We start from the raw sequence: 12,372 nt of genomic DNA on the forward strand, positions 1-12,372 counted from the left end.
CCCTACTTACGCGTGCGGCAAAACTGGCCCACTATTGCTGCCTGCTCTCCTCACGCATGCGACATCCCGGGATGCTAGACACGACATCTGCCGCGCAGCACACAGGTGCAACGCCGCTTCTGCAGACGGTCGGCCTGACCAAGCGCTACGGTACGTTTCTCGCCAACGACAAGATCGATCTCGAAATCCGGCCACAGCAGATCCATGCACTGCTCGGCGAGAACGGCGCCGGAAAATCGACGCTGGTCAAAGCGATCTACGGCCTGATCCAGCCGAGCGAGGGCGAGATCCGCTGGCAGGGCCGGACCATCGTGCTGTCGGGTCCTTCGGATGCGCGCGCACACGGCATCGGCATGGTGTTCCAGCATTTCTCGCTGTTCGACAATCTGACGGTCGCAGAGAATGTCGCGCTCGGCCTCGACGGCAAGGAGGCCTTCAGGGACATCTCGGCGCGGCTCGAGCAGGTGTCCCGCACCTACGGGCTTCCACTCGATCCGAAGCGAGAAGTCTGGCAGCTCTCGGTCGGAGAGCGGCAGCGTATCGAGATCGTGCGCGCACTGATGCAGACTCCGCAGTTCCTGATCCTCGACGAGCCCACCGCCGTGCTGACGCCGCAGGAGGCCGACCAGCTTTTCACCGTCCTGGACCGGCTCAAGGCCGAAGGTCGAGCGATTCTCTACATCAGCCACAAGCTCGAAGAGGTGAAACGGCTCTGCGACACCGCAACGATCCTGCGCGGCGGGCGGAAGGTTGAGACCTGCAACCCGAAGGCCGAGACGGCGGCGTCGCTCGCACGCATGATGGTCGGCGGCGAGATCAAGGAGGTGAAGGCGGCAGCGAGCCGGCAGATCACCGTGCCCCGCCTGCTGGTCAACGATCTCAGCCTCGCGCCCGACGATCCGCATGGTGTGCGCCTCGAGCACATCTCGTTCGAGCTCCGCGGTGGCGAAATACTGGGTATTGCCGGTGTAGCCGGTAACGGACAGGACGAATTGTTCGCAGCCCTCTCAGGCGAACGGCTGGCGAAAGACCCGGGCACCATCGTGATCGACGGACACGCGGCGGGACATCTGTCGATCACCAAGCGCCGCCGGCTGGGAGCCGCCTTCATCCCGGAGGAAAGGCTCGGCCACGGTACGGCACCGCGCATGCGGCTGTCGGAAAACGCCCTCCTCACCGGCCATGCCATCGGCAACATGGTGCTTCATGGCTTCGTGAACACCGCAGCTACCCTGAAGACCGTCGACCTCACCACCGAGACCTTCGACGTGCGCAAGGCCAAGCGCGATCCGGAAGCGGCGAGCCTGTCGGGCGGCAACCTGCAGAAATTTATCGTCGGCCGCGAGATCCTCCGCGATCCCGTCGTGCTCATCGTGAACCAGCCGACCTGGGGCGTCGACGCGGGTGCGGCCGCCGTGATCCGGCAGGCCCTGCTCGACCTTGCCGCGGGCGGCGCCGCGGTGCTGGTGACGAGCCAGGACCTCGATGAACTCGCCGAAATCACCGACCGCATCGCCGTGATGTTCCATGGCCGCTTGTCGGTCCCAGTGCCAACCCGCGAGGCCAGCCGCGAGACACTTGGCCTGCTGATGGGCGGCAGCAGCATTGAAGCGGCGGAGACAGCTCATGCAACTCGTGCTTGAGAAGCGCGCCGAGCGCTCGACCACGATCGCGCTGATCTCACCGCTGATCGCGATCGGGCTGACGATCCTCACCCTCTGCATCGTGTTCACGGTGCTCGGCAAGAATCCGATTGCCGCGCTCGCCGTCTACTTCATCGATCCGCTCACCGACGGCTACTCGCTGCAGGAAATCGCAGTCAAGGCGACGCCGCTGGTCATGATCGCGATCGGCCTGTCGTTGTGCTATCTCGCCAACGCTTGGAATATCGGCGCCGAGGGCCAATTCCTGATCGGCGCGGTCGCCGGAAGCTGGCTCGCGGTGAAGACCCAGGGCACCGATGCCGGCCACTGGGTGTTGCCGGCGATGCTGGTGCTCGGTGCGGTCGCGGGCGCGCTCTACGCGCTGATTCCGGCGATCTGCAAGGTGCGGTTCGGCGCCAGCGAGATCCTGACCTCGCTGATGCTGGTCTATGTCGCCGACCTCCTGCTGGACTATCTCGTGCGCGGCCCCTGGCGTGATCCGCAGGGCTTCAACTTCCCGACCACGGCCGAGTTCGATCCGGTGGCGACCGTGCCGACCCTGATCGAAGGCGGCCGGCTGCATCTTGGCTCGATCATCGCACTGCTCGTGGTGGCCGCCGGCGCGGTGCTGCTCGGCAGGACCATCAAGGGCTTCGAGATCCGGGTCGTCGGCGCCGCGCCGCGGGCAGCGCGGTTCGGCGGGTTCAACGCCAACCAGCTGGTGCTGCTGACCTTTGCAATCTCCGGCGCGCTGGCCGGGCTCGCCGGCATCATCGAGGTGGCGGGCCCAGTCGGCCATCTGCAGCCAGGCGTTTCGCCGGGCTATGGCTTCACGGCGATCATCGTCGCCTTTCTCGGGCGGCTGAACCCAATTGGAATATTAATTGCAGGATTATTCCTCGCATTGACCTTTATCGGCGGCGAGCAGGCCCAGATCGCGATGAAAATCCCGTTGGACGTCACCAAGGTGTTCCAGGGCATCCTGCTGTTCTACGTGCTCGCCTGCGATTCCCTGATCCTCTACCGCTTTCGGCTTATTTCCACATCGCCAAAGGTGCAAAGTGGGGCTCATTGAGGCCATCATCCTGTCGGTGCTGGCGGCCTCCACGCCGCTGCTGCTCGCAGCTACCGGCGAGCTCGTGACCGAGCGCTCGGGTGTGCTCAACCTCGGCGTCGAAGGCATGATGATCGTCGGTGCCGCCTGCGGCTTCGGCGGCGCCTGGCTCTCCGGTTCGATCATCGTCGGCGCACTCTGCGGCATGGTTGCCGGCATCCTGATGTCGCTGATCTTTGCGCTGATGGCGCTCGGGCTCGCGGTCAATCAGGTCGCGACCGGCCTCGCGCTGACCATCCTCGGGATCGGGCTGTCCGGCCTGATCGGCGCGGGCTTCGTCGGCGAACGCATCACGCCTGCACCGCACCTCCACATTCCGGGCCTCAGCGATATTCCGCTGGCTGGGCGCATCCTGTTCGGGGAGGACGGATTTATCTATCTTTCGATCGCCCTGGTGGTCGGCGTCTGGTGGTTCCTGTATCGGACGCGTGCCGGGCTGATCTTGCGCGCCTGCGGCGACAACCACATCTCCGCCCATGCGCTCGGCTATCCGGTTCTGCGGATTCGGCTCTATGCGGTGATGTTCGGAGGTGCCTGCGCCGGGCTTGCCGGAGCCTATCTGCCGCTTGCCTACACCCCTTTCTTCATTCCCGGCATGACCGCAGGACGCGGGTGGATCGCGCTTGCGCTGACCGTTTTTGCGAGTTGGCGGCCGGCCCGGCTGGTCGTCGGAGCCTACCTGTTTGGCGCCGTCACCATTCTTCAGCTCCACGCACAGGGCGCCGGCATCGGAATTCCCTCACAGTTCATGTCGTCGCTGCCCTATCTCGCGACCATTATCGTTCTGGTTCTGCTCTCGCGCGCGCGCACCGGCGGCTCGACGGCGCCCGCCGCGCTCGGAACCGTATTCGTGCCGGACCGCTAGCTTGAAGTCGGGACGTGCCGCGATGGGGCGCCCACGTTCCGAACTATGGTTTCCCCGTTTGGAGATTGAGATGAAGAGAACGTTATTTGCAGCGGCCGCAGCGGTTCTCCTGGCCGGATGCATCAATAGCGGCGCCTGGGCCGCCGACAAATTGAAGGTCGGCTTTATCTATCTCGGACCGGTCGGCGACCTCGGCTGGACCTATCAGCACGAACAGGCTCGGCAAGCCCTGGTGAAGGAACTTGGCGACAAGATCGAAACGACGTTCCTCGAGAACGTGCCGGAAGGACCGGACGCCGAACGCGCGATCGAGCAACTCGTGCGCGCCGGTAACAAGCTGATCTTCACCACCTCGTTCGGCTACATGGATCCGACGCTGAAGGTCGCGAAAAAATATCCCAATGTGCATTTCGAGCATTGTTCGGGATACAAGCGTGACAAGAACATGTCGACCTATTCGGCGCGCTGGTACCAGGGCCGCTACATCCAGGGTCAGATCGCGGCCAAGATGTCGAAGGCCGGCGTGCTCGGCTACATCGGCTCCTTCCCAATTCCGGAGGTCGTGTCGGGCATCAACGCGACGATGCTGGGCGCCCAGACCATCAATCCGAACATCAAGGTCAAGATCATCTGGGTGAACTCCTGGTTCGATCCCGGCAAGGAAGCCGATGCGGCCAAGGCGCTGCTCGACCAGGGCGCCGATATCATCATGCAGCACACCGACAGCCCGGCCGCAATGCAGGTGTCGGGCGAACGCGGCAAGCTCGCGTTCGGCCAGGACTCCGAAATGATCAAGTTTGGTCCCAAGGCGCAGCTCACCTCGATCCTCGACACCTGGGCGCCCTACTACATCGAGCGCGTCAAGGCCGAGCTCGCCGGCACCTGGAAGTCGGAAGACACTTGGGGCGGCCTCGAAAGCAAGATGTTCGAGATGGCTCCCTACACCAACATGCCTGACGACGTGAAGAAGATGGCGGAGGACACCCAGGCCGCCATCACGGCCGGCAAGCTGCATCCATTCAAATGTCCCGTCGTCGCGCAGGACGGCAAGGACGTCGAATGCAAGGGCGGCGATCATCTCGAGGATACCCAGATCCTCGGCATGAACTTCTACATCAAGGGGATCGACGACAAGATTCCCGGGAAGTAGGTCTGAGAAGGCTTCGGCTCGGGCAATTCCGCCCGAGCCTCCCGCCTCGTGCTCTATCCCGCGCGCATCGCAGCGGCGGCCGCGCTGTGGCGGCGGATCAGGTCAGCGACATCGAGCCCGGGAATGGCGCCGTCGATCACGGCCCATCTGCCGCCGACCATCACACGATCGGCCCGGTGCGCGCCGCAGAGCACCAGCGCGGCGAGCGGGTCGCCGGAACCGGAAAACCGCAACTCATCAAGCTTGAACAGCGCGAGGTCGGCAGCCTTGCCGATCGCGATCTCGCCGAGTTCGGGGCGACCGACACAGGCGGCCGAGCCCTTGGTTGCCCATCGCAGCGCATCCCTGTGGCTGACCTTCGTCACGCCATAGCGGGCGCGCTGCAGCAGGAACGCGGCACGGACTTCCTGCATCAGGTTGGACCCGTCGTTCGACGCCGAACCGTCGACGCCGAGCCCGATCGCGACGCCGGCCTCCTCCATCTCGCAGACCGGACAACAACCCGAGGCCAGGATCTGGTTGCTGCAGGCACAATGGCTGACCGTCGTTCCGGCCGCGGCCAGCCGTTTCATCTCCGCCGCCTCGAAGAAGATGCCGTGGGCGAGCCAGGTCCGGGCATTCAACCAGCCGCATTGCTCGAGGTAATCGAGCGGGCGGCAGCCATACATCTGCTGGCAGAACCTGTTCTCGTCTTCAGTCTCGGCAAGATGCGTGTGCAGCCGGACGTCGAGCTTGCGGGCGAGATCGGCGGTCGAGCGCATCAGCGACGTTGTCACCGAGAACGGCGAACATGGCGCCAGCGCGATCTGCACCATCGCGTCCTCACCACGCTGATGATGTTTCGACACCAGCCGCGCGCTGTCGGCAAGGATCGCATCCTCGTCCTGCACCACGCTATCCGGCGGCAGCCCGCCGTCACGCTGCGAGAGGTTCATAGAGCCGCGTGTGAGCAGCACACGGATACCCAGTCGCTTTGCTACCTCGACCTCGATGTCGATCGCCTCTTCGAGGCCCGCCGGAAAGACGTAGTGGTGATCGGTGGTCGTAGTACAACCAGACAGCAGCAACTCGGACATCGCGACGCTGACGCCGAGCTCGAGCGATTGCGGAGTCAGTCGCGCCCACACCGGATACAGCGCCTGCAGCCAGGGAAACAGCTCGCGATCCATCGCGGCGGGCAGCGCCCGCGTCAGCGTCTGATAGAGGTGATGGTGGGTATTGATCAGCCCGGGCAGCACGACATGGGCGCTCGCGTCGTAGACCGCAACATTTGCCGTCGACGGCTGATGCCCGGCCCCCACGCACTCGACGACCTTGCCGCCATGGACCACAACGCCGCGTTCGGCTCCCTCGGCCAGAATCGACAGTGGATCCTTGATCCAGATTGCCTGCATTTGATCCATCATTTCGTCTCCCGGGCCGGCGACCGCCCATCCCGCCTGCAAGGAACATCCCACGTCCCGCGAGACTTGGCGTTGCTCTTGCAAGCCTTCATAGTCAATGATGCATCTCGTTGAAAGCGTTGGCGTATCCATGGACTTGAACACCGTCACCGAGGTCGTCCATCCGCTCTCGCGGGCGCAACTGCCCGTTTGGACGGCAGGCGATGCATGGCTCGCGGGCGGCACCTGGCTGTTCTCGGAGCCCCAGGTGCATCTCACCCGGCTGATCGATCTCGCCGACCTGAATTGGCCGGCACTCACGATCGGTGACGCGCATCTGAGCATCGCGGCGACCTGTACGGTCGCGCAGCTCGATGCCCTCGCCTGCCCGCCGGACTGGATGGCCGCGCCGCTGATCAGCCAGTGCTGTCGTGCTTTTCTGGCTTCGTTCAAGATCTGGAAGACCGCGACCGTCGGCGGCAACATCTGCATGTCGCTTCCGGCGGGACCGATGATTTCATTGACCTCGGCACTCGATGGCGTGTGCACGATCTGGATGGCTGGCGGCGGCGAGCGGACCATCCCGGTCGTGGACTTCGTGGCCGGTGATCATGCAAACGTGCTGGCCCACGGTGACCTGCTGCGGCAAATCGATATCCCGATCGCCGCCCTGAGGCGGCGTTCGGCGTTCCGCCAGATTTCGCTGACGCCCGTCGGCCGCTCAGCCGCACTGCTGATCGGCAGCCTCGACAATAACGGCATCTTCACACTGACCGTCACCGCCTCGACGGTCCGCCCTGTGCAATTGTCGTTTCCAGCCATTCCTCGTGCCGACGAACTGCGTAACACGATCCTGCGGAACATTGCGGACGACCTCTACCACACCGACGTCCACGGCAGACCGCTGTGGCGCAAGCACATGACGCTGCGGCTTGCCGAGGAGATCCGCGACGAATTGCAGGCGCGCCCATGACGTTCGAGATCAACGGCAACACGTTCTCGACTCTACCGCGTCCCGGACAATGCCTGCGCACGTTCCTGCGCGAGCTCGGTCATCTCGGCGTCAAGAAGGGTTGCGACGCCGGCGATTGCGGCGCCTGCACGGTGCTGCTCGACGGCGAGCCGGTCCATAGCTGCCTGATCCCGGCCTTCCGCGCCGATGGCCATGCGGTGACCACAATCGAGGGCTTGGGCGGTATCGGCGGCACGCATCCGCTGCAGCGCGCGTTCCTCGATGCGCAAGGATTTCAGTGCGGCTTCTGCACGGCCGGCATGATCCTCACCTGCGCCTCACTGAATCAGGCGCAGCGACAGGATCTGGACGCTGCGCTAAAGGGCAATATCTGCCGCTGCACCGGCTATCGTTCGATCCAGGACGCGCTCGACGGCAAGACCAACATCGAGGATGCTGTGGCCGGCCCGGCTTTTGGCCGCAGCCTTCCCGCCCCCGCGGGCCCGCTCATCGTACGCGGTGCCGCGCCCTACACCTTCGATACGGCGATCGACGGCCTGCTGCACATCAAGCTCCTGCGTTCACCCCACGCTCACGCACGAATCGTTGCGATCGACAAGACGGATGCATTGAAGGTCGCAGGCGTCCACGCGGTGCTGACGCATGAGGATGCGCCCGACTGCCTGTTCTCGACGGCCCGCCATGAGCGCGACTGGATGGATCCCGATGACACCAGGGTGTTCGACACGATCGTTCGCTTCGTCGGTCAGAAAGTCGCTGCGGTGGTTGCGGACAGCGAACCTGCCGCAGAGGACGCATGCCGCCGCCTCAGGGTCGACTACGAGATCCTTCCCGCGGTGTTCGATCCAATCGCGGCGATCGCCGACGGCGCCCCGCCGATTCATCCCGACAAGACGACCACGCACCGCGTCGCCAATGCCGCGCGCAACATCGTCGCCGAAACACATGGTGAATTTGGCAATGTCGCGCGCGGACTCGCAGAGGCGGCCGTCACCTATGAAGGCACCTTCACCACCCAGCGCGTCCAGCATGCGGCGCTGGAGACCCATGGCGGGCTGGCATGGCTTGATGCCTCGGGCGTGCTCAACGTCCGCTCCAGCACGCAGGTCCCGTTCCTCACCCGCCGGGCGCTGGCGGGCATTTTCCAGCTGCCGCCCGACAAGGTCCGGGTGTTCTGCGAGCGTGTCGGCGGCGGCTTCGGCGGCAAGCAGGAGATGCTTGTCGAGGACGTGCTCGCGCTCGCCGCGCTTCGCACCGGCCGGCCGGTCAAGCTCGAGCTCACACGCGAGGAGCAATTCATCGCGACCTCGACACGGCACCCGATGCGCATCACCGTAAAGGCCGGGGCAGACAAGGACGGCCGGTTGACCGCGCTGCAACTCGGCGTGCTCTCAGACACCGGCGCCTACGGCAATCATGCGGGGCCGGTGCTATTCCATGCGGTCAGCGAATGCATCAGCGTCTACAATTGCCCCAACAAGAAGGTCGACGCCGTCGCCTGCTATACCAACACGCTGCCGGCAGGCGCCTTCCGCGGCTATGGCCTGCCCCAGACGCTGATCGCCGTCGAGGCCGCGATCGACGAGTTGGCCAAGCAACTCGGCATCTCGCCGTTCGATATGCGCCGTCGCAATGTGGTCAGGCCGGGCGATCCCATGCTCTCGCCGCCCGGCTCCGAATATCACGACGTGGAGTACGGCTCCTACGGCCTCGACCAATGTCTTGATCTGGTCGAGCGCGCGATGACGGAGGATGCCCCCCGACCACAGCTCTCCGCCGACTGGCTGATCGGTGATGGCATCGCCCTGACCATGATCGACACCGTGCCACCGGCCGGCCACATCGCGGACTGCGCAATCAGGCTATGCGACGACGGACGCTTCGAGCTGACCGTCGGCACCGCCGAATTCGGCAACGGTACGAGCACGGTCCATCGTCAGATCGCAGCGACCGCGTTGGCAACGTCGGTCGACCGCATCCTCCTGCGACAGTCCGACACCGCGCATGGCGGCCACGACACCGGCGCCTATGGAAGTGCCGGGATTTTCGTCGCCGGTAGTGCAACGCAAGCGGCTGCCGAAAACCTGGCGCGCAATCTGAAGGCTTTGGCCTGCCAGATGACTGGAAATGACCCGAGCATCTGCCTGCTGGAGGCCGATCATGCGGTTTGCGGCCGGCACCGACTGCCCTACTCCGAGCTTGCGCGAGCGGCGCGTGCCGGTGGTCACCCCCTGCAGGCAAGCGGTACGTCGAGCGGAACGCCGCGTTCGGTTGCCTTCAACGTGCAGGGGTTTCGCGTTGCCGTGAACAAGGGCACCGGCGCGCTGAAGATCCTGAAGAGCGTGCAGGCCGCGGACGCCGGCCGTGTCGCCAACCCGATGCAGTGCCGCGGTCAGGTCGAGGGCGGCGTCGCACAATCGCTCGGTGCGGCGCTCTACGAAGAACTGGTGATCGGCGACGACGGCCGCGTGATCAATCCAAAATTCCGGGACTATCACGTACCTTCTTTCGCCGACGTTCCGCGCACCGAGGTCTATTTTGCCGACACATCAGACAGTGTCGGCCCGATGGGGGCGAAATCGATGAGCGAGAGCCCCTACAACCCCGTCGCTGCCGCGCTCGGCAACGCCATCGCCAACGCGACGGGCATTCGCTTCACCGACGTTCCCTTCAAGCCCGACCGGCTGTTTCCGGCGCTGCTGAACAAATTTGGCTAGCGTCTGACGCCGCCGGGCGGCGATAGAATGGATCGATCCTGCACCGGCGGGAGCGCAATCGGGCTAGCCGCGTCCCACCGTACACTCGATCTGCCCATGGGGCTCGTCGGTCGGCAGGAACACGTCGTTGTTGTTGTCCAGTCCAAAGGCCGCAAGATTGATCGGGATGAAGTGCATGTTGGGGCAGGCCATGCTGATCTCCGATATCTCGGAGACCGCGGCAAGCGCTGCCTCGCCCATGCGGTAGAGACTGTCCTGCACGCTCTTGCTGTAGGTGGTCGAAAAGACCTTCAGCAAGGAATCGAGGATCCTTGCATTCGCCGCCGGATAGCTCGCCGGCTTTGCGGACCACGCCCACGACGCCACCATGCTGGTCGCGCAGATGCGATCCGCGGTCTCCGGGATCGTGGTGTAGCGATCCTTGACATAGCTTTCCCAGCCCGACTGGGTCGATTTCATGAATGCGAACCCGTCGACGCCTGACGCCAGCGTCGGCGCTTCGCCCCGCGCCATCGCAACCTCGACCGTCGGACGGCCGTTGCCGTCGAGCACAAAGCTGTGCGGATGTGGCTTGCCGTCGAAACTCAGGCGGGTCCATCTGGTCTCGTGCGAGGTGAGAGCGACGGATGAAATCTGCGGATAGGTGTCGAGATATTTCCTCGCCAGCACCTGGCAGAACTCCTCGGCACAAAGCCCGGTGTTTTCACGCGCGACGACATTGACGATGTTCTTGATGGTATCGGTCGACACCGTCATGCTGTTGTCGGCATCGGTATAGGTCCGGGCGAAGTCGCCTTCGACCATCGCCTTGATGTTGAGCTGACTGACCTCCTGCCGCTCCCCGTCGCGATGAATCCGCATCACGCGAACGCGGCCCTTTCCATATCGGTTCTTGATCAGCGGCACGTCAAAGCCTCCATCTATGGCCCCGCGGCCGGCATCGCCCGCCGCCCGTCGTGGCCGATATTGAGCAACGTTTGTGCCATCGGCAAGCTCGCGCCACCCACCGCGCCATGGATAGACCAGGCTCGATCACTGGATCGTGGCCCCACGGCATGGCCGCCCTGCCGGGATCTTCACCATCCCTGCCGCGCCTTTCAGCAGTCATCTGCCGCCTGCGATTCCGTAGCTAGCTTCCGCGATAGGTCGCGTAACTCCATGGCGTCACGAGCAGCGGGACATGCAAATGGCCTTCGGGTTCGCTGACCGAGAAGCGCAACGGTATCTTGTCCAGGAACGGCGGACTGGACAAGGGCACGCCACGCTTGGCGAAGTAGTCGCCGACCTCGAACAGCAGCTCGTATTGTCCCGCGGGAACGGGACGTCCACCGATCAAGGGGCGATCGGTGCGTCCGTCGGCGTTCGTCGAGGTCCGCGTCACCGTACGGCTCGCGCCCAGTTCTGCAAGTTCGATCAGTTCAACCGTAATCCCTGCCGCGGGCTTGCCGCTGTGAGTATCCAGCACATGGGTTGAAAGACGCCCATGCACGGCAAGCCTGTCGTCGGCCGTCACGGTCTGGTCGAGCCTTAGCGCTGCGATGCGGCAGATCTCCTCCACGGAGTTCTTCATCTCGGCAGCGGCGTCGTTCGGCAATCGGCGCGCGAAGTCACGCAGAATGGAATCCTTGGTGTGGCGGCGCACGCAGACAATGTAGGGGAAGCCGAACTTGGCGCGATAGGCGCTATTGACGCGTTGAAACGCGTCGTACTCCGCATCGGACAGCCGATCGAGCCCCACGCTGTTTTGCTCGGCATTGGACTCGCTGGTGAGGCCCGCCGCACGCTGCGTCTTGTCGGCAAGATCGGGATGCGCCTTGATCAATGCCAGCCGCAGTTCTGCCGGCGCCCGCTCGACGGCGGCCTTCATCGCCATGAACAATTGCGTGATGCCGGCATACGGCCGCTGCATCGAAACTTGCTCGGCAACCCAGGGCGAGTGTTCGAAGACATTGGCGAGAGCCGCGACAAAATCATCTCGGCTGGCGTTGTTGAGATCAGGCAATGTCGTCATGGGCCGTCCGATTGTCCATTCGATGGATGACACTTCGACCTGGAATGCGCCGGATCGTCGTCCGGGGTAATGCGCACCGCTGTAGCGTGCCCCCTGCTACCGCCGGTCGTAGGACCAGCCGAACAATCCGGTCCGCTGCGTTTCCGGCTCGGGCGGCGGCGCGGCTGGCTTGGCCTCGGCCGCCGGCGCGGCGGCCGGTGGTGGCTGCGGCACGTCCTCGCATTTCATCGAGTAGACCAGTTCGCCTTTTGCGGTCTTGCCGATCGGAGCACAAACGTCGGCCGGCCCGGCCGCGGCTCTTGGAAGGGCCTTGGGCGTCGGCCGCGTCTCTGCCGATGCCGGCGAAACGGCCAGCAGCATGACCAGAAGGATTTTCGTTCTCATCGGGTACCTTCAGATGGTGCGTCCAAGCCGGTACTGACTGGTGCCGGCAGACGATAAACCCTGCCAAAAATTTAGTCGCGCCCAATTATTTTGCGCACTGCTTCGTGATTGTAGCCACCCTAAGGAACGCCCT

The 12,372-nt window shown here is 64.2% G+C and carries 10 protein-coding genes; 6 read left to right on the plus strand and 4 right to left on the minus strand.

The window, feature by feature from the left end; translation table 11 throughout:
* Positions 1-71 precede the first annotated feature (71 nt).
* The 4 genes from CI41S_RS06320 to CI41S_RS06335 all read left to right on the plus strand — a co-directional run bounded on the left by CI41S_RS06320 (position 72) and on the right by CI41S_RS06335 (position 4,772).
* Positions 72-1,643 carry an ABC transporter ATP-binding protein gene (locus tag CI41S_RS06320; RefSeq protein ID WP_139857866.1) on the plus strand — a complete coding sequence of 524 codons (1,572 nt, stop codon included), beginning with the start codon at positions 72-74 and terminating at the stop codon, positions 1,641-1,643.
* On the plus strand, positions 1,627-2,718 hold the full coding sequence (locus tag CI41S_RS06325; RefSeq protein WP_139857867.1) for an ABC transporter permease: 1,092 nt from the start codon (positions 1,627-1,629) through the stop codon (positions 2,716-2,718). Before CI41S_RS06320 ends, CI41S_RS06325 begins: the two co-directional genes overlap by 17 nt.
* On the plus strand, positions 2,705-3,622 hold the full coding sequence (locus tag CI41S_RS06330; protein WP_139857868.1) for an ABC transporter permease: 918 nt from the start codon (positions 2,705-2,707) through the stop codon (positions 3,620-3,622). The genes CI41S_RS06325 and CI41S_RS06330 overlap by 14 nt, the downstream gene beginning before the upstream one ends.
* A 70-nt stretch (positions 3,623-3,692) precedes the next feature.
* Positions 3,693-4,772, plus strand: coding sequence for a BMP family ABC transporter substrate-binding protein (locus CI41S_RS06335; RefSeq protein WP_139486680.1), 1,080 nt, complete (start codon positions 3,693-3,695; stop codon positions 4,770-4,772).
* 53 nt (positions 4,773-4,825) lie between these two features.
* Here CI41S_RS06335 and CI41S_RS06340 read toward each other — a convergent pair whose 3' ends face one another.
* Complete coding sequence (locus CI41S_RS06340) at positions 4,826-6,175, minus strand: 8-oxoguanine deaminase (protein ID WP_139858583.1); 1,350 nt, start codon at positions 6,173-6,175, stop codon at positions 4,826-4,828.
* Positions 6,176-6,305: 130 nt separating this feature from the next.
* On the opposite strand from CI41S_RS06340, the gene CI41S_RS06345 reads away from it, so the two are divergent.
* Positions 6,306-7,127 (plus strand): FAD binding domain-containing protein, encoded by an 822-nt coding sequence (locus tag CI41S_RS06345; RefSeq protein ID WP_139857869.1) that lies wholly within the window; start codon positions 6,306-6,308, stop codon positions 7,125-7,127.
* Positions 7,124-9,844, plus strand: coding sequence for a molybdopterin-dependent oxidoreductase (locus CI41S_RS06350; protein ID WP_139857870.1), 2,721 nt, complete (start codon positions 7,124-7,126; stop codon positions 9,842-9,844). Before CI41S_RS06345 ends, CI41S_RS06350 begins: the two co-directional genes overlap by 4 nt.
* A 63-nt stretch (positions 9,845-9,907) precedes the next feature.
* On the opposite strand, the gene pucL is transcribed toward CI41S_RS06350, so the two are convergent.
* The 3 genes from pucL to CI41S_RS06365 form a co-directional block, all read right to left on the minus strand.
* Complete coding sequence (gene pucL / locus CI41S_RS06355) at positions 9,908-10,750, minus strand: factor-independent urate hydroxylase (protein ID WP_139857871.1); 843 nt, start codon at positions 10,748-10,750, stop codon at positions 9,908-9,910.
* Positions 10,751-10,973: 223 nt separating this feature from the next.
* Positions 10,974-11,855, minus strand: a complete 882-nt coding sequence (gene uraD / locus CI41S_RS06360; protein WP_139857872.1) for a 2-oxo-4-hydroxy-4-carboxy-5-ureidoimidazoline decarboxylase — start codon at positions 11,853-11,855, stop codon at positions 10,974-10,976.
* 96 nt (positions 11,856-11,951) lie between these two features.
* Positions 11,952-12,239, minus strand: coding sequence for a hypothetical protein (locus CI41S_RS06365; RefSeq protein ID WP_139857873.1), 288 nt, complete (start codon positions 12,237-12,239; stop codon positions 11,952-11,954).
* Positions 12,240-12,372 lie beyond the last annotated feature (133 nt).

This window comes from Bradyrhizobium ivorense (assembly GCF_900696085.1).
Taxonomy (GTDB): Bacteria; Pseudomonadota; Alphaproteobacteria; order Rhizobiales; family Xanthobacteraceae; genus Bradyrhizobium; species Bradyrhizobium ivorense.

Bases quoted from the DNA above. Each gene is read 5' to 3' on its own strand.
- CI41S_RS06320 (WP_139857866.1), top strand. From the start codon at position 72: ATGCTAGACACGACATCTGCCGCGCAGCACACAGGTGCAACGCCGCTT.
- CI41S_RS06325 (WP_139857867.1), top strand. From the start codon at position 1,627: ATGCAACTCGTGCTTGAGAAGCGCGCCGAGCGCTCGACCACGATCGCG.
- CI41S_RS06335 (WP_139486680.1), top strand. From the start codon at position 3,693: ATGAAGAGAACGTTATTTGCAGCGGCCGCAGCGGTTCTCCTGGCCGGA.
- CI41S_RS06340 (WP_139858583.1), bottom strand. From the start codon at position 6,175: ATGGATCAAATGCAGGCAATCTGGATCAAGGATCCACTGTCGATTCTG.
- CI41S_RS06345 (WP_139857869.1), top strand. From the start codon at position 6,306: ATGGACTTGAACACCGTCACCGAGGTCGTCCATCCGCTCTCGCGGGCG.
- CI41S_RS06350 (WP_139857870.1), top strand. From the start codon at position 7,124: ATGACGTTCGAGATCAACGGCAACACGTTCTCGACTCTACCGCGTCCC.
- uraD (WP_139857872.1), bottom strand. From the start codon at position 11,855: ATGACGACATTGCCTGATCTCAACAACGCCAGCCGAGATGATTTTGTC.
- CI41S_RS06365 (WP_139857873.1), bottom strand. From the start codon at position 12,239: ATGAGAACGAAAATCCTTCTGGTCATGCTGCTGGCCGTTTCGCCGGCA.